The organism is Streptomyces sp. NPDC107546 (genome assembly GCF_055639175.1).
The window spans coordinates 54,072-70,762 of the sequence record NZ_JBVKBA010000012.1 but is presented as its reverse complement, the minus strand read 5'-3'; the positions used below and the strand labels follow the sequence as shown (position 1 = coordinate 70,762).

The 16,691-nt window shown below is 71.0% G+C and carries 16 protein-coding genes and 1 pseudogene; 5 read left to right on the top strand and 12 right to left on the bottom strand.

Features of this window, described 5'->3' with window-relative positions; all coding sequences use genetic code 11:
• Positions 1-18 precede the first annotated feature (18 nt).
• A pseudogene (locus ACZ7L1_RS19430) lies at positions 19-207 on the bottom strand (site-specific integrase); the annotation flags it as partial.
• Between the two features lie 503 nt (positions 208-710).
• On the bottom strand, positions 711-1,130 hold the full coding sequence (locus tag ACZ7L1_RS19425; RefSeq protein WP_471438630.1) for a hypothetical protein: 420 nt from the start codon (positions 1,128-1,130) through the stop codon (positions 711-713).
• An 86-nt stretch (positions 1,131-1,216) separates the two neighbouring features.
• Between ACZ7L1_RS19425 and ACZ7L1_RS19420 the strand changes: the two genes are divergently transcribed.
• Positions 1,217-1,402 (top strand): hypothetical protein, encoded by a 186-nt coding sequence (locus ACZ7L1_RS19420; RefSeq protein WP_471438628.1) that lies wholly within the window; start codon positions 1,217-1,219, stop codon positions 1,400-1,402.
• A 253-nt stretch (positions 1,403-1,655) separates the two neighbouring features.
• On the opposite strand, the gene ACZ7L1_RS19415 is transcribed toward ACZ7L1_RS19420, so the two are convergent.
• Positions 1,656-2,123, bottom strand: a complete 468-nt coding sequence (locus ACZ7L1_RS19415) for an SRPBCC family protein (RefSeq protein ID WP_471438626.1) — start codon at positions 2,121-2,123, stop codon at positions 1,656-1,658.
• Positions 2,124-2,523: 400 nt separating this feature from the next.
• Between ACZ7L1_RS19415 and ACZ7L1_RS19410 the strand changes: the two genes are divergently transcribed.
• Positions 2,524-2,847 carry a hypothetical protein gene (locus ACZ7L1_RS19410; RefSeq protein ID WP_471438624.1) on the top strand — a complete coding sequence of 108 codons (324 nt, stop codon included), beginning with the start codon at positions 2,524-2,526 and terminating at the stop codon, positions 2,845-2,847.
• Between the two features lie 203 nt (positions 2,848-3,050).
• Here the strand turns inward: ACZ7L1_RS19410 and ACZ7L1_RS19405 are convergent, their stop codons facing one another.
• Positions 3,051-3,635 carry a flavodoxin family protein gene (locus ACZ7L1_RS19405; RefSeq protein WP_471438622.1) on the bottom strand — a complete coding sequence of 195 codons (585 nt, stop codon included), beginning with the start codon at positions 3,633-3,635 and terminating at the stop codon, positions 3,051-3,053.
• 136 nt (positions 3,636-3,771) lie between these two features.
• Between ACZ7L1_RS19405 and ACZ7L1_RS19400 the strand changes: the two genes are divergently transcribed.
• Positions 3,772-4,173 carry a winged helix-turn-helix transcriptional regulator gene (locus ACZ7L1_RS19400; protein ID WP_471438620.1) on the top strand — a complete coding sequence of 134 codons (402 nt, stop codon included), beginning with the start codon at positions 3,772-3,774 and terminating at the stop codon, positions 4,171-4,173.
• Here ACZ7L1_RS19400 and mutM read toward each other — a convergent pair.
• The 8 genes from mutM to recG form a co-directional block, all read right to left on the bottom strand.
• Positions 4,146-5,006: a bifunctional DNA-formamidopyrimidine glycosylase/DNA-(apurinic or apyrimidinic site) lyase gene (mutM, locus tag ACZ7L1_RS19395; protein ID WP_471438619.1), complete on the bottom strand. Its 861-nt coding sequence runs from the start codon at positions 5,004-5,006 to the stop codon at positions 4,146-4,148. The two genes, ACZ7L1_RS19400 and mutM, sit on opposite strands and share 28 nt — an antisense overlap.
• Positions 5,007-5,329: 323 nt before the next feature.
• The gene (gene rnc, locus ACZ7L1_RS19390; RefSeq protein WP_471438618.1) at positions 5,330-6,157 is read right to left on the bottom strand and encodes a ribonuclease III; all 828 of its coding nucleotides are present in this window, start codon (positions 6,155-6,157) and stop codon (positions 5,330-5,332) included.
• 19 nt (positions 6,158-6,176) lie between these two features.
• Complete coding sequence (gene rpmF / locus ACZ7L1_RS19385) at positions 6,177-6,350, bottom strand: 50S ribosomal protein L32 (protein WP_003951102.1); 174 nt, start codon at positions 6,348-6,350, stop codon at positions 6,177-6,179.
• A gap of 2 nt (positions 6,351-6,352) precedes the next feature.
• Positions 6,353-6,997: a YceD family protein gene (locus tag ACZ7L1_RS19380; protein ID WP_471438616.1), complete on the bottom strand. Its 645-nt coding sequence runs from the start codon at positions 6,995-6,997 to the stop codon at positions 6,353-6,355.
• Between the two features lie 184 nt (positions 6,998-7,181).
• The gene (locus tag ACZ7L1_RS19375) at positions 7,182-8,234 is read right to left on the bottom strand and encodes an ATP synthase F0 subunit B (RefSeq protein WP_471438615.1); all 1,053 of its coding nucleotides are present in this window, start codon (positions 8,232-8,234) and stop codon (positions 7,182-7,184) included.
• A gap of 122 nt (positions 8,235-8,356) precedes the next feature.
• Positions 8,357-8,836, bottom strand: coding sequence for a pantetheine-phosphate adenylyltransferase (coaD, locus tag ACZ7L1_RS19370; protein ID WP_366027882.1), 480 nt, complete (start codon positions 8,834-8,836; stop codon positions 8,357-8,359).
• Positions 8,837-8,862: 26 nt separating this feature from the next.
• Entirely contained in the window at positions 8,863-9,450 is a 588-nt protein-coding gene (gene rsmD / locus ACZ7L1_RS19365) for a 16S rRNA (guanine(966)-N(2))-methyltransferase RsmD (protein ID WP_471438614.1), read from the bottom strand.
• 100 nt (positions 9,451-9,550) lie between these two features.
• Entirely contained in the window at positions 9,551-11,767 is a 2,217-nt protein-coding gene (recG, locus tag ACZ7L1_RS19360; protein WP_471438612.1) for an ATP-dependent DNA helicase RecG, read from the bottom strand.
• A gap of 167 nt (positions 11,768-11,934) precedes the next feature.
• On the opposite strand from recG, the gene ACZ7L1_RS19355 reads away from it, so the two are divergent.
• Both ACZ7L1_RS19355 and ACZ7L1_RS19350 read left to right on the top strand, forming a co-directional pair.
• On the top strand, positions 11,935-13,791 hold the full coding sequence (locus ACZ7L1_RS19355) for an HSP90 family protein (RefSeq protein WP_471438889.1): 1,857 nt from the start codon (positions 11,935-11,937) through the stop codon (positions 13,789-13,791).
• Entirely contained in the window at positions 13,788-16,688 is a 2,901-nt protein-coding gene (locus tag ACZ7L1_RS19350) for a tetratricopeptide repeat protein (protein WP_471438610.1), read from the top strand. Before ACZ7L1_RS19355 ends, ACZ7L1_RS19350 begins: the two co-directional genes overlap by 4 nt.
• Positions 16,689-16,691: the final 3 nt, after the last annotated feature.

The following is a 16,691-nucleotide window of genomic DNA, read 5'->3' as shown; positions in this document are numbered from 1 at the left end:
TAACCGCAGGTCAGGGCCCTAGGAACCTTCCTGGGCCGTCTCCGGGCCGTCATCCGCAGCTTCGTCCTCCTGGAAGGCGCGATCAACGGCGGCCCGGGTCCGGGTCTCGCTCGACGGCATCAGGTGCGTGTAGGTGCGCAGCGTGAAGCCGGGATCGTGGTGGCCCAGGTACTCGCTGAGGGCCTTGCTGCTCTCCCCCGCGTCAAGCCCCGGCTGCGCTCCGCTCCGCCGGGCGTGCTCCCGGCTCCGCTGCGGGCGCCGCTCCTGCCTCCGGCCCGCTCCGCCCGCGCTGCGCCGAGGCGCGCCCACTGGTGGATAGGGCCAGTGGCCATGAGTCGATCACCGCGTACGCGACGGTCAGAACAATGCCTCCGGCGGGGGATCGGCCGGCACCGGGATGGAGGGGGCACCGTCGCCGACTGCGGGTCCGTCGTGGCGGATGCTGGGAGCTCCCATCCCGCATACCATCGACCCAGGCAAAGCCGAGCACTCGACCCACAGCTCTGAGGCCCCCGGACGCCCGCCCCATTCAGACGAAACGAGCAGACCCCCACTGTTCGAGGACACCCCGGTCTACAGCCGTCTCATCGTCGAGCAGGGCGACGTCCTCGCCTTGGTGCGGGGTGAAGCCGACCGCATACACCGCCACCTGGCACAGACGATGGCCTGTCCCCGTTCGCGTCCGCGTTGCCGCTTCGGTGGCCCTCGCCTCACCAGAAAACGAGCGCAAGCACCGCGCCGAGCACGACGCATGCCAGGCCGGGGATCCAGAAGACCTTCACGTAGAACCACTCTTCGGCCACCTCAATGTCTGCGAGCATGCCCGTTCTGGCCCGTTTCGGCTTCCTCCGGTCATACACCACCGGCACGACGGTGCCCACCGGCCCCCGCGGCTCCACGCCGACCTCGATGAAACTGGTCAGGGGACTACCCTCGGGCAGTTTGAGGTCGTAATAGACGCGATGCCCTTTGCTGATCCATTCCTGAAGCGTGGAGACGGCTTCCCCTTCTACGCCGTGTAGTTGCAGGTTCCGCAGTTTCAGGAAAAGTAGTAGACCGCCTGAATTGGCGAAACAGATAAGCCCGCCGAGAATCATCAGGATAATGCCCGTGACCGCGATGCCACTCATATTCCCCCCTTCGTGCGGCAATTGGTGCCGAGGTTATCAACGGGTGACCGCCGCGTCAATCCTCGAACCCCACCCAGAGTTTTTTCATGTCGGACGCCAAAGAAGACGAAATCCCGACAAAGGTCGGAGAAGTCCAGCGGGGCGTCGACGACGTCAAGACCGCGGATTCTCCGTCCACTGCCGCCACGAGAAAGCAACTCGAGGACAAAACCAGTTCGATCCTGAAGGCCATCAAAGAGGACACTGAAACCAATAAGGGTATGCTCGAGTAATTCTTCGAATCCCTTGGCATCAAGGATCTGTTCGCTGCCGTCAAGGACGGGGGTAGTGGTACAGCAAGGTCACACTCGCACTCGGCCACCTCGTCGAACGCCCCGAAGCCCACGCAGCCTGAACAACCTCACCAGTTCCACCGATCCTGGCAACTACTCCGCCGTCATCTGATGGGATGCGCGCGATGACGGGTGTGGGTGCTCGACCGCTTCCTCGACGAGGTGGCCGGGCTCGGGGCACAGTCGAACTGAGTCAGTCGGCCGCTTCGACGTACGACGCCAGGTTGGCCAGCGAGGAGGCGATCCCGGCCTCGTGGTCCGCTTGGTCGATGCCGGGTGGCACGTCCGTGGCGGTGACGGTCACCTCGGTCCCGTCACCGGCGGCGGTGAGGTGCCAAGTCATCGTCATGGTGCCCGCGTACGACGGATCGTCAGCCTCGAACACAGCCCGCTGTACCACGCGCTCCGGTGGCACCAGGGCGGCAAACCCGACGTCGACGACATCCGTCGCATCTGATGTCTTGCCGGGACTGTCGGCGGGGTCGAGGTAGGTGAGGACCATCCGGAACCCGCCACCAGGCCGGGGGTCCCACCGCTCGACCCGCCCGCGCATGCCGTCCGGCGGCAGCCAGGCCTCGAGGGACTCCCGGTCGAGGAGGGCGCCGTAGACGGTCTCGGGTGGTGCCGCGATCACCCGGCTGGCGCGGTCGGTCCTTCCCATGGCCCGATTCTAGGACTGAGGTTCCACCAGGCCCATCCTCCTCAACCAACCCGCGGAAGAGGCCGACCCGGAACCAGGAGGCACCCAGCAAGTCGCATGACACGCCGCTCCACAGGTCTTGACTATTCCTCGGCGGCCGGGCCGATCTCTGGACTACGCCGTTCTGACATCCGCGAGTGACATCAACGGCGCCGGACGCCAGCACTCCTAGGCGGTCTGGCACGGCCCGCGTGGCCCGGCGACTCCCCGGCAGTACCGCGCAGCGGTCACAGTGCCTGAGTGTGCCCGGGGCGTCGCGCACAGCTCCAGGACTCAAAGGGCCAGGGCTGCTGTGGGACGCCGTTCCCTTGACCTCGGTTACCCGCGGGAGGAAGATCCGTCTGCCGATCAAGGAGATGTGATGCTGCGGTTCATGGACTGGTCCGTGGTCGCGATGGGGTGCGCGCTAGTCCTCGTGAGTATCGGCAGCCGGTGGTGGGAGCGGACCAAGGTTCGAAAGGGAGCGAGTCCCGATCAGACCATGCGATTCTTTCGGGCATGGTTCCCCCTCCTCGTGGGCCTGGGGATGATCGGCGGCAAGGTGCCGAGGCTGTTGCTCGCGCCCTACTCCGTCGTCATGATCGTGGACACTCTCAACCTCGTGCTGGCGGTCACGGTGGTGGCCTTGACCCTACGGGCGGGGCGTCGCTCCTTTCGGAAACGCGGTCTTCACACCGTCGAATGACAACAAGACGGCCTGTGCCTTGTGAAGCCTGTCCATGACGACGACTGGTACATGGGCAGCCTGTACGACGACGGGAGGCCGCAGGTCAGAGACCCGGCCCGTCACTTCTTCGGCCACTGACGCCCTCCTGTACTGCCGCACCCGTACGCGCGTGCCCCCGCCCCGGGGTCTCCGGGGCGGGGGCACGGCCGTGTCCGGGCGGCTCAGGCGGCCGCGCGGCCGAGCGTGAAGACGCGTGCCGCCTCCGCGACGCGGCGGCCGAGGTGCCGGGCGGTGGCGATGTCGGCCTTGTGGACGGCCTCCGGGCCCTGGTCGTTGTTGGTCTGTGCGGCGGCACCGGCGAAGACGCCGAGGCGGTTGAGGTCGTGCTCGGAGCCGGTGCTGACGTTCCAGCCGGGGTGCAGACCGAGGTTGACCCAGTTCATCCCGTGCTGCGCGGCCAGGATCTGGAAGAACTGCAGGGTGTGCAGCTTGTCGCCGCTCTTGGACCCGGAGTTGGTGAAGCCGGCGGCCAGCTTGTCCTTCCAGTCCTGCCCGAACCACCGCTTCGAGGACGCCTCTGCGAAGACGTGGAAGGCGCCGGACGCGGTGCCCATGTAGGTCGGCGAGCCGAAGACGACGGCGTCCGAGGCGTCGAGGGTCGCCCACTGCTCCTCGGTGATCTCGTCGACCTTGATCAGGTGGACCTGGGCGCCGGCGTCGGCGGCGCCGTCCCGTACGGCCTCGGCGAGGACGGCGGTGTGGCCGTAGCCGGAGTGGTAGGCGATGGAGACAACAGGGGTGGTCACGGTTCGCTCTCCTCAGAGGTCATGAAACGGCAGCCACAGCAAAGGCGTGCAGCTCACCGGCGGCAACCAAAGGAAAGCACTAACTTTTGGTTAGTGCAACCTGGTGGTTAGCGCTGCGCTCGCGTACGCTTGGGGCATGAACGGCACCCAGGAGCGCACGGAGGAACAGGACCTCGCCTACAACGTGTTCGCCAAGGCATGCCCCTCGCGCGGCACGCTGGAGCACGTCACCGGCCGCTGGGGCGGACTCACGCTCGGAGCGCTGTACGAGGGCTCGATGCGCTTCAACGAGCTGCGCCGCCGGGTCGACGGCGTGAGCGAGAAGATGTTGTCCCAGACCCTGCACGCGCTGGAGCGCGACGGCCTGGTGCACCGCGAGGCCCAGCCGACCAACCCGCCGCGGGTGGACTACGAACTGACCCCCGTCGGCCGCGAGGTCGCCGAGCGCCTGCTGGCCCTCATCCACTGTGTGGAGGGCCGTATGGACGACGTCCTTGCGGCCCGCGAGCGTTACGACGAGACGCGCGGCGCCCTCTGACAGCTCGGGCAGAAGTAGCTGGAGCGGTTCATCCAGGGGCGGCGGCGCATGGGCGTGGTGCAGCGCCGACAGGGCTCGCCCTCGCGGCCGTACGCGTCCAGGGACCGGTCGAAGTAGCCCGACTCCCCGTTGACGTTGACGTAGAGGCTGTCGAAGCTGGTGCCGCCGACGGCGAGCGCCGCGTTCATCACATCCCTGATGTGACCGAGGAGTTCAGTGGTACGGGGGCGCGTGAAGTGGGCGGTGGGGCGTTCGTAGTGGATACGGGAGCGCCACAGCGCCTCGTCCGCGTAGATGTTGCCGACGCCGCTGATCAGCGACTGGTCGAGCAGGGCCCGTTTGATGGTGCTGCGCTTGCGGCGCAGTGCCTGGTGGAAGGCCTCGTCGTCGAAGACCGGGTCGAGCGGGTCGCGGGCGATGTGCGCGATGACGTCGGGCAGCCCGTCGGGGGCGGTCTCGTGCAGGGAGAGGCCGCCGAAGGTGCGCTGATCGACGAAGCGCAGCTCGGTGGCGAGGGCGTCGTCGAAGCGGACCCGGATCCTGAGGTGCTTCTCGTCCGGCGCCCGGTGCGGCTGGACGAGGAGCTGGCCGCTCATACCGAGGTGGGCGAGGATCGCCGTGCCGGTGGTCTCGACGGGGATCCAGAGGTACTTCCCGCGGCGGCTGGGGGTGCCGATGCGCTGCCCCTTCAGCCGGTGCGCGAAGTCGTCCCCGCCGGCCAGGTGACGGCGGACGGACCGCGGGTGCAGCACCTCCACCTCGGCGACCGTCCGGTGGGCCACCCAGCGCTCCAGCCCGCGCCGCACGACTTCGACCTCGGGCAACTCGGGCACGGACTCCTCCGGAAGGGTGAACAGGGGGCGACGTCCGCAGCGTACCTCTTGGTCCGGAACGGGTGACGCCCCGTCCGGAACGGCGGGCCGAAGCGCACCGACGGCCGGTGCGTACCGGCACGGAAGGACCGGCGGGCGCGCAAGGGAGCGGACGCCGGCCGCACCGACCGCCCGGCGTGGCATCGCCGCAGCGCTCCGGGCGCGACGGAGCGGACGTCGTCGAAGCGTCTGCGGGCGTCTCAGCACGCCTTGAGCCCGGGTCGTTCCATGAAACGGCCCCTGCCCCGGCAACAGGTGCCGGGGCAGGGGCCGTGATGAAGGAATCAGGCCGTGGCCGTGTCGCTGGCCGGGGCCGTGGCAGCGGTCTCGGTGGTCCCGTCGGGGGCCCCCGCCTCGGCCGCCGCCTTGGCGCGCTCGTCCGCGGCGTCGCGGATGGAGCGCCAGGCCGACTCCGCGGCCTGCTGCTCCGCCTCCTTCTTGCTGCGGCCGGTGCCGGTGCCGTACGAGACGCCTCCGACGCGGGCGGCAGCAGTAAAGGTCTTCTCGTGGTCCGGGCCGGTCTCCGTGACCAGGTACTCGGGAACGCCGAGCCCCTCGGTCGCGGTCAGCTCCTGGAGGCTGGTCTTCCAGTCCAGGCCGGCGCCGAGATTCGAGGACTTCTCGATCAGCGGGTCGAACAGGCGGTGCACCAGCTCCGCCGCCGATTCCAGCCCCTGGTCGAGATAGACAGCACCGATCACCGCTTCGAGGGTGTCGGCGAGGATGGACGCCTTGTCCCGGCCGCCCGTGCCCTCCTCGCCCCGGCCGAGCCGGACGAAGGAGCCGAGGTCGAGCCCGCGGCCCACCTCCGCCAGCGCACGCGAGTTGACCACCGCGGCCCGCAGCTTGGCCAGCTGGCCCTCGGGCAGGTCGGGGTGGGTGCGGTACAGCGTGTCGGTGACGACGAGGCCGAGCACGGAGTCCCCGAGGAACTCCAGGCGCTCGTTCGTCGGCAGACCGCCGTTCTCGTACGCGTAGGAGCGGTGGGTCAGCGCACGCACCAGAAGGGCGGACTCGACCTTGTAGCCGAGCCGCCCTTCCAGAAGCGTGTGGGACGAGGCTGTGTTGTCCGCCTTCTTCCTGGCGTTTGGGTCCGCCTTGGCGTCAGACATCAGACCTCTCACCAGCCGCTCAGACCTCGAGGACCTGGCGCTTGTTGTAGGTGCCGCACGACGGGCACGCGATGTGCTGCTGCTTGGGCTCGTGGCAGCGCTCGCACGCGACCAGGGTGGGGACCGCAGCCTTCCACTGCGACCGGCGGTGGCGCGTGTTGCTGCGCGACATCTTCCGCTTCGGAACAGCCACGGCTACTTCTCCTGCTTCTCGTCGACGCCCGCTTCGGCGCCGCTCGTCTCGTCCTTGTCACCGCTCGTGAGTGAGTCGGCGACTCCCTGCAGTGCCGCCCAACGGATGTCGACGGCGTCGTGGTGGTGGTCCGGGTCGTCCGCGAGCCGCGCACCGCACTCGGCGCACAGGCCCGGACAGTCTTCCTGGCACACCGGCTGCATCGGCAGTGCGAGCACCACCGCATCGCGCAGCAGAGGTTCGAGGTCGAAGAGTCCGTCCTCGAGGAAGAACCGGTCCTCGTCGTCCTCGGCGTCGTCGCCCGGTTCCGCGATCACACGGCCCCGGTCGTCGGCGTCAGGGTACGAGAACAGTTCCTGGAAGTCCGCTTCGAGCTCCAGCTCGACCGGCTCCAGACACCTTACGCACTCCCCCTCGGCCCGGGCACGGGCGGTGCCCGTGACGAGCACCCCTTCCATGACCGACTCCATGCGGAGTTCGAGCTCCACCGGCGCGCCTTCCGGCACTCCGATGACCCCGCGGATACCGAAGTCCTTGGGGGCGTCGACCGTGCGGGTCAGGCGCTGCAGCGCACCAGGCCGCCGACCCAGCTCGTGCGTGTCGAACACGAGGGGGTTGCGGTGGTCGAGGCGGGCGTTCAGGGCCATTCCTGCTTTCGGTCTTCGAAGCTCGGGGAAACGCTGCCCTCCGGTGTTCCCGGGCAGCGGTGATCGCGGACGTCTACGAAACAGCGTGTGCGTACGCGCGACCGAAGAGCCAGGATACTGGACCTTCCGCTCTCGGCCCAATCCGGTCCGCCCGAAGGGTCCCGGAACGCGTGCGCCAGGGCGCTCAGTGACGGCCGCGTTCCTGTTCGTAGGCCCGCAACTGCTCGGCGCTGATCATGCTGGTGTCGAAGAGGCTGGTCTCGTCGAGGGCGTTTGCCCCGCCGTATCCCTGCTGGCTCTGCCCCTGGTCGTACGCGGCCTGCTGGTGTTGGTCGTAGGCCCCGGCCTGGGGATAGGCGGCGTACGGGTCGGCCTGCTGGTAGCCGTAGGCGTCCTGCTGGGCGTACGTCTGCTGGTAACCGTACTGGTCGGGCTGCTGGTAGCCGTACGGGTCCTGCCCTTGCGCGTAGGCCGGCTCCGTCTGCTGGGCCGGGATCGCGGGCGCCGGGTCCGGGGTTTCGGCGAGGGCCGCGAGGTCGGCGAGGTAGTCGGCGTCGCTGGTGTGCTGGACGGTGGTGGTGTCGCCGGCGAGGGCACCGAGGTCGTCGGTGGCGATGCGGCCGTGCAGCTTCTGGCGGCCCTTGCCGACGGCGTCCAGGGTCTTGGCGAGGACGGCCTCGAAGGCGCCGAGCTTGGCGTCCACGTACGCGTCGGCGTCGCGGCGCAGGGTCTCCGGGTCGTGGCTGCGCTCGGGGGCGTCCTCGTCCTCGTAGCCGTTCTCGTCGAGGCCGGGGCCGGTGCCGAGGAGCTTCTCGCGGCCGCGGCCGACCGAGCCGAGCGTCTTGGTGAGGACGACCTCGAAGTTGGCGAGCTTGGAGTCGACGTAGTCGTCGGCCTCGGCGCGGATCTCCTCGGCCTCCTGGCGGGCCTCGGCGAGGATCCGGTCGGCCTCGGCCTGGGAGCGGCGGGCGACCTCGGTGTCGGAGATCAGGGAGCCGCGCTGGGCGTGCGCGCTCTCGATGATCCGCTCGGCCTCCTGGCGGGCGCGTTCGACCATCTGTTCCCGGTCGCCGATGAGCTCCTGGGCCTCGGCCAGGGAGTCGGGCAGCGCCTGGCGCAGCTCCTCGAGCATCGAGAGCAGCTGGGCGCGGTTGACCACGCACGACGCCGACATGGGCATGGACCGGGCGCTGGAGACCACCGCGACGATCTCGTCGAGCTTCTTCTGCACGTCCACCGTGTGCTCGCCACTCTCTACGGATGTGTTGGAGACGGACGGATCGACTGTACGGCCACTGCCGCACCACCCGACACCGAGTGACGGGCTGTCAGGTTCTCGGGGGCCCCGCCGGGGGCCGCTCAGTCCTTCTTCAGGCGCTGGTCGAGGGCTTCGAGGACGATCGGGGGCACCAGGTGGGAGACGTCCCCGCCCCAGGCCGCGACTTCCTTGACGAGCGAGGAGGACAGGAAGCTGTAGGTGGGGTTCGTGGGGACGAAGAGGGTCTCGACGCCGGAGAGGCCGTTGTTCATCTGGGCCATCTGCAGCTCGTAGTCGAAGTCGCTGACGGCGCGCAGGCCCTTGACGATGGCAGGGATGTCGCGCTGCTTGCAGAAGTCGACGAGGAGGCCGTGGAAGGACTCCACCGTGACGTTCCCGAACTCGGCGGTGACCTGGCGGATCAGGTCGATCCGCTCGTCGATCTCGAACAGGCCCTTCTTGGCCTTGTTGATCATCACCGCCACGTACACCTCGTCGTACAGCTTGGAGGCGCGGGCGATGATGTCGAGGTGTCCGTTGGTGATCGGGTCGAACGACCCGGGACAGACGGCGCGGCGCACTTGTGATCCCTCGCTCTCCGGTCCGGTCATCGTGCGTCTTCGCACGTAGAGGCGGCGCGACCGTACCAAAACGTGCCCTCGCCGTAGCGACGGGCCCGGATCGCGTCGAAGCCGTCCGGCCACCGGAATTCCCCGCCTCTGGTGCTGCGCTCCACGGTGACGAGGGCGTCGGCCGCGAGCCAGCCCCCTGAGCGGAGTGTGAGCAGAATCTCGCGAAGATCGTCGTCGGACACGGCGTACGGGGGGTCGAGGAAGACGATGTCGTACGGGTCCCCCGGCACCGACGTCCGGATGATCTGTTCCGCTTTGCCCGCCCTGACTTCCGCGCCGGGCAGGCCGAGCGCCCTGACGTTCTCACGGACGGTGCGGGCGGCGCGGGCGTCGGCCTCCACGAGGAGAGTGTGGCCGGCCCCGCGGGACAGGGCCTCCAGGCCGACGGCGCCCGAGCCGGCGTAGAGGTCGAGCACCCGTTCGCCGTCCAGCGGACCGCCGAGGAGGGCCTGCCAGGTCGAGAAGAGGCCCTCGCGCGCCCGGTCGGAGGTGGGGCGGGTCCCGTGCCCGGGCGGAACGGCGAGCCGGCGCCCGCCGGCGCGACCGGCGATCACGCGGGTCATCTCTTCGGTCCTTGTCGGTCTTGTCGGTCTGCGTGCGGTGACGTCTTCAGTCTCTCAGCCACGTCCGGCCCCGAGCACGCCCGCCCTGAGAGCGACGGGGTCACCCCTTCTCCAGGTACTGCTCCCTCTCGTCGTCCAGCAGGGCCTGCAGCGCCGTGCGCAGCCCGGGCAGGTGTTCCAGGTCCGGGTCGGCCGCCACCACCGCCGCGGCCTCCTCGCGGGCCTGGGTGATGATCTCCTCGTCGTCGATGACGGCGAGCATGCGCAGGGAGGTGCGGGCGCCGGACTGGGCCTGGCCGAGGACGTCGCCCTCGCGCCGCTGCTCGAGGTCGAGCCGGGAGAGTTCGAAGCCGTCGAGCGTGGACGCGACCGCGGTCAGCCGCTGGCGGGCCGCGCTCGCCTCCGGCATCTCGGAGACCAGGAGGCACAGCCCGGGCGCGGATCCCCGTCCGACCCGGCCGCGCAGCTGGTGGAGCTGTGAGACCCCGAAGCGGTCCGCGTCCATGATCACCATCACGGTGGCGTTCGGGACGTTGACGCCGACCTCGATGACCGTCGTCGCGACCAGGACGTCGGTCTCGCCGGCGGCGAACCGGCGCATCACCGCGTCCTTGTCGTCGGGCTGCATCCTGCCGTGCAGCACCTCCACCCGAAGGCCCTTCAGCGGCCCCTCGGCGAGTTGGGCGGCCACGTCGAGCACCGCGAGCGGCGGACGCTTCTCCGCCTCGTCCTCGGGCGACTTGCGCGCCTTCCTGGGGTCTTCCTCCTCGTCGCCGATCCGCGGACACACCACGTACGCCTGATGTCCGCCCGCCACCTCCTCCCGGACCCGCTCCCAGGCGCGCGCCAGGAAGTGCGGCTTGTCCGCGGCGGGCACCACATGGCTGGCGATCGGCGACCGCCCGGCCGGAAGCTGATCGAGCACGGAGGTCTCCAGGTCGCCGAAGACGGTCATGGCGACGGTCCGGGGAATCGGCGTGGCGGTCATCACCAGCAGGTGCGGTGGCTGCTTTCCCTTGCCGCGCAGTGCGTCGCGCTGCTCCACACCGAACCGGTGCTGCTCGTCCACCACCACCAGCCCGAGGTCGCGGAACTGCACCTTGTCCTCGATCAGGGCATGGGTGCCGATCACGATCCCGGCCTCCCCGGTGGCGAGATCGAGCAGCGCCTGCCGTCGTGCGGCCGCCCCCATGGACCCGGTGAGCAGCACCACCTTGGTGGCCTGCTCGGCCCCGCCGAGCATCCCCGACTCGGCCAGCTCGCCCATCATCTCGACGATCGAGCGGTGGTGCTGCTGGGCGAGGACTTCCGTGGGCGCGAGCATGGCGGCCTGCCCGCCCGCGTCGACGACGGCGAGCATGGCGCGCAGGGCGACCAGGGTCTTGCCGCTGCCGACCTCGCCCTGGAGCAGCCGGTGCATCGGGTGTTCCGTCGCCAGGTCGGCGAAGATCTCCTTCGAGACCTTCTGCTGGCCTTCCGTGAGCGTGAAGGGCAGGCGCTCGTCGAAGGCCGCCAGGAGGCCGTCCGGCTTCGGTCTGCGGGCCACCGCCGGGAGTTGGGTGTCCGCGTGGCGGCGGCGGGCCAGGGCGACCTGGAGGACGAACGCCTCGTCCCACTTCAGGCGGGAGCGGGCGTCGGCGATGTCCGCCTTCGTGTGCGGGCGGTGGATCTTCAGCAGGGCCTCGGGGAGGGGGATCAGGCCTCGGCCCGCACGCAGGGACCCCGGGAGGGGATCGATGGCCTCCTGGGCGCTGGGCAGCACCGTCTGCACCGCCTTGGCGATCTTCCAGGACTCCAGCTTGGCCGTGGCCGGGTAGAGCGGGATCAGGGCGCCCGCCCAGCTGTCCACCGCTTCGGCCACATCGTCGCCGCGCAGCAGTTCGTAGGCCGGATGGGCGAGTTGGAGCCTGCGGTTGAAGACCGAGACCTTGCCCGCGAACAGCGCGCGGGTGCCCGGCAGGAGTTCCTTGTGGGGCTTGTGCACGCCGTTGCCGAAGAAGACGAGTTGGAGGCGGCCACTGCCGTCGGTGATGGTCACCTCCAGGCGCTGGCCCTTGCCACGGGGGGCCTTGGCCGAGGCGAACGTGTGCAGGCGGGCGTCGGCGACCTGGGCGACCACCGTGACGTGCTCGTCCATGGGGAGGTCGGCGAGGTGGGTGAGCTGTCCGCGCTCCTCGTATCTGCGCGGGTAGTGGTGGAGCAGGTCGCCGACGGTGTGCAGGCCGAGGTGCTCGGCCATCACCTTCGCGGTGGCGGGGCCGAGCACTGACTTCAGAGGTTGTTTCGGTGGTTCTTGCAGTGCGGGCACGAGATCCATTGCACACCACGGCACTGACAATGCCGTATACGTCTTGCAAAAGCGCTGGTCAGCGGGGTGGTTTCGGGCCTACGATGGCCCACCCCCGGCTCGCTCCGCGGTCACCGCCCCACCGGGACCGCCCGACCCCGCGCCGTCGAACGTCCCCCACCCGCGGCGCCGTGACGATGGATTCCCAGACCTCACAGTCCTCACAGGCCTCACAGTCACCCACGTCGGCCCATACCTTCCAGGTCGACCTGCGTGGCCTGGTGGACCTGCTCTCCCATCACCTCTACTCCAGCCCCAAGGTCTATCTGCGCGAGCTGCTGCAGAACGCGGTGGACGCGATCACCGCCCGCCGTGCCGAGCAGCCCGGTGCGCCCGCCACGGTCCGGCTGTACGCGGACGGCGGCGCGCTGCGCGTGGAGGACTCGGGCATCGGGCTCACCGAGTCCGATGTGCACAACCTCCTCGCCACCATCGGGCGCAGCTCCAAGCGGGCCGACTCGGCCGCAGGGCTGCAGGAGGCGCGCTCCGACTTCCTCGGGCAGTTCGGCATCGGACTGCTGGCGTGTTTCGTCGTGGCCGAGCGCATACGGGTCGTCAGCCGCAGCGCCCGTACGCCGGATGCGCCGCCCGTGGAGTGGACGGCCGCCGACGACGGTTCGTACATCGTGCGCACCCTGCCGTCGGACGCCCGGCCCGAACCCGGCACCACCGTGCACCTGGTGGCGCGCCCGGGTGCCGGTGACTGGCTCTCCGCGGACCGGGTGCGGTCCCTGGCACGGGACTTCGGTTCGCTGCTGCCGTACGACGTCCGGGTCGGCGACGAGCCGGTCACGGATCTGCCGGCGCCCTGGGACCGCGCCCACCCCTCCCCCGCGGCCCGCAGGGTGGCCCTGGCGCGCCACTGTCACGACCTGTTCGGGTTCGCCCCGCTGGACTCCATCGACCTGGATGTGCCGCTCGCGGGCATCCGGGGTGTGGCGTACGTGCTGCCGACCGCGGTGAGCCCGGCGCAGCGGGCGGGTCACCGGGTGCACCTGAAGGGCATGCTGCTGACGGAGCGGGCCGAACAGCTGCTGCCGGACTGGGCGTTCTTCGTACGCTGTGTGCTCGACACGGACAGCCTGCGGCCCACGGCGTCGCGCGAGTCGCTGTACGAGGACGAGACCCTCGCGGCCGTGCGCGACGCCCTCGGGGAGCGCATCCGGTCCTGGCTGACCTCTCTCGCCGCCGGTGACCCCGAGCGGCTCGCCGCCTTCCTGTCGGTGCACTACCTGGGCGTGAAGTCGCTGGCGCGGCACGACAAGGAGATGCTGCGCACGATGCTGCCGTGGCTGCCCTTCGAGACGACCGACGGGCGGCTGTCCCTGGAGGAGTTCGCGCAGCGGCACCCGGTCGTGCACTTCACGCGGACGGTGGAGGAGTACCGCCAGGTGGCGCCGATCGCGTCCGCGCAGGGTGTCGGGGTGGTCAACGGCGGCTACACGTACGACAGCGAGCTGATCGAGGCGCTGCCGTCGGTGCGCCCGGGCACGGTGGTCGCCGAACTGGACGCGGACACGGTGACCGCGCACCTGGACGCGGTCGACCCGGCCGAGGAGCTGGCGCTGTCCGCCTTCCTGGCGGCGGCGCGCGCCAGGCTCGACGCGCTGGGCTGCGACGTCGTGCTGCGCGCGTTCCATCCGCTGTCCGTGCCGGCGCTGCACCTGGACGACCGTCAGGCTCGCCACGAGCAGGCACGCGCGGAGGCCGAGGAGCAGGCCGACGAGCTGTGGGCGGGCATCCTGGGCTCGCTGCGGGGCAGTGCTCCACGCGCGCGTCTGGTGCTCAACCACCTCAATCCGCTGGTCCGCAGGATCAGTTCCCTGAAGGAACCGGAGTTGATCGGCACGGCCACCGAGTCGCTGTACGGGCAGGCCCTGCTGATGGCCCAGCGGCCGCTCAGGCCCGCGGACTCCGCGCTGCTGAACCGTGCCTTCATCGGTCTTCTGGAATGGGCCACCCACACCGACTCGCCCAAGGACGGCTTCCGATGAGCCAGGTCACGGACTTCGACTCGCTGCGCCGGGCGATGGCGGACAACTACGAGCAGCCGGAGGGCCCGGCGCGCAACGCGCGCGCGGAGCAGCTGTTGGTGGAGGCCGAGAAGCTGGGCATCCCGCTGGCCGTGATCGAGGCGCTCGGACACCAGCTGAAGGTCTACAACTACAGCTTGGAGAAGGACAAGATGTTCGTCCCGTTCGCGCGGCTGCTGCGCATGTGGGACGAGCGCCCGGAGGACTTCGACGAGTACGAGTCCCATTCGCTGCACTGGGTCTTCAAGTGGATGTCGGCGGGCATGCTGGGCCAGCCGCACATTCCGCTCGCCTCCATGGAGAAGTGGCTCGGCGAGATGGAGCACCGCTACCGGCTGGCCGGGTACTCCGAACGGGCCGTGCGCAGCGCCGAGTTCAACATCGCCGCACACGTCGGGGACCTGGCGCGGGCGGAGCGGGCGTACGCGGCGTGGCTGGCCGCCGACCGGGACGCGATGGCCGACTGCCATGCGTGCGAGCTGCACGACCAGGGCTGGTGGCAGTCCCGCAAGGGCGAGGACGAGCAGGCGCTGGAGCTGTGGCGGCCGGTCCTGGAGGGCGAGCACGTCTGCGCGCACGAGCCGCACGCCGTGCTGGCCTCCTCCCTGCTGCCGCTGCTGCGGCTGGGCCGCCCGGACGAGGCACGGGCGCACCACCTGCGCGGGCTGCGGCTGGTGCGGGCCATGGAGAGCATGCGCTCCTCGTACGCGGACCACGTGGAGTTCTGCGCGCTGACCGGCAACGAAGCGCGCGGCCTGGAACTGCTGGCCGAGCGGCCGGCGTACTTCACGGACTCCGGTGAGCCGCGCAGCAAGCTGGACTTCCTCGCCGTGGTGGCCCTGCTGATGGACCGGCTGGTCGAGCGCGGGCTCGGTGACCAGGTGGTGCCGGGGCCGGCGGGCCGGGAGTGGACCGCCCGGGATCTCGCCATCCACGCGCGCGGGGAGGCGCTGGCGCTGGCCGCCCGCTTCGACGCGCGCAACGGCACGCCGTACGTCGGTGAGCGCGCCCGGGAGCGCATGGACCGCCGCCCGCTGGTGGACCGGCTGCCGCTCGGCGTGCGCACCACCCGCCCGGCACCGGCGGCGCCGACCCCGCCCGCCCCGCGGACCGAGGAGCGGGACTTCGCGGACCTGCTCGCCGAGGCGCGGCGGCTCGCGGACGCCCTGGACCCGGCCGCCATGGACGCCTGGGCGGCGGTGGCGCGTGCCGCTCAGGGCCGGGAGCTGGACCCCCGCGACCAGGCGGACCTCGTCGACCACGAGGCGATGAGCCGGGGCCCGGAGGGCATCGAACTGTTCGAGCGGGCGGCCGAGTTGTACGTGGCCGCGGGCGACCCCGGTGAGGCGCTGGCGGCACGCGCGCGTGCGGCCTTCGTCCGCTCCCTGACGGGCCGGCCGGACGAGGCGCTTCAGACGGTCACCGCGCTGCGCCAGGAGGCGCTCGCGCTGTTCGAGGCGGGCGGGACGGGGGTGCGGCAGACGGCGTCCGTGCTCGTCGGGCGGGCCCGCGTCCTGATGAACCGGCTGCACGAGGAAGGCGGCGACGCCGGGGCCGCCGAGGCTGCCGCCCGGGAGCTGCTGGCGTTCGCCGGGCCGCACACCGCCGATCGGCACCTGGCGTATCGGGCCGCCGAAGCCAAGGCCGTGCTCGGGGAACTGGCGCTGCACGCCGGGGACCCGCGGGCCGGGGCGGAGCTGCTGGCGCGGGCGGCGGAGGAGTACGTGGCGGCGGGCCTGCCGTGGTTCGCGGTGGAGTACGAGGCGCGGCTCGCCGGGGTCGCCCGGCAGCTCGGCGACGCGGAGTCGGCCGAGCGTGCGGCCCGTGCGGCGCTGGAGCACGGCCGGGGGCACCTGGAGCCGGTCGGGCAGGCGCAGCTGCACCTTCAGGTGGCGGAGGCGCTGGCGGCGTCGGGGCGGTTCCCTCAGGCCGCCGGGCACGCCCTGGAGGCGGCGCACTGGGCCGACGAGGCGGGCGAGGGTCCCACGCTGGGCGCCTGGGCGCGGCACCAGCTGGGCGGGTTCCTGCTGCGGCAGGGACGGTTCGCGGAGGCGGCGGAGGTGCTGGAGTCGGCGCTGCCCGACCTGACCGCCGAGACGCACGGCGAAGAGGCGATCGTGCAGACCCAGTGCTGGCTCGGCGACTGCCACACGCAGCTGGGCGAGCACCGGGAGGCGGCCGAGCGCCGGCTGCGGGCCGCGGAGATCGCCCGGCACTGGCCGGACCAGCGGGACCACGCCATGCTGGCGCACCTGGCCGCCGAGGCGCTGGGCCGCGCGGATCTGCCGGCGGAGGCGGACCGTGCGTACGCGCGCGCCGGTGACCTGTGGCGCGAGCTGGGCGACACGCCGGGCCTGGTACGCGCGCTGCGTGCCCGTGCGTGGCTCGCGGCGGGCGGGGAGGCGGGCCTGGACGCGGGGCGGGAGCTGATGGCCGAGGCGGCGTGGGAGTGCTCGGCGGCGGCGGACGCCGCGGCGGACGACGACGCGCGCGCCCGGCTGATCATCGAACTCGGCCACACCCGGCGTCAGTTCGGCGAGCTGGTCGCCCGGTCGGTCGGCGACGGCGCGGACGCGGAGGCGACGCAGGCGGCGTTCGAGGAGGCGCTGACGCACCTCGCGGAGGCGATCGCCGCCTTCGCGTCCCTCGGCGCGGGCGCCCTCGGCTCGCGGACCGCAGCCGAACTGGCCGCGGGATGGCTGGAGGCCGACCTCGGGCGCCCGGACGAGGCGTCGGCACGCGCGCGTACGGTGCTCGCGGCCTACGAGGACGCGGACGCCGACGCGGAGACGGCCGAGGCCCGGCGGGCCGAGGCGGAACGTCTGCTGGACGTGGTGGCGGCCCGGCAGGGCGGGTGACGG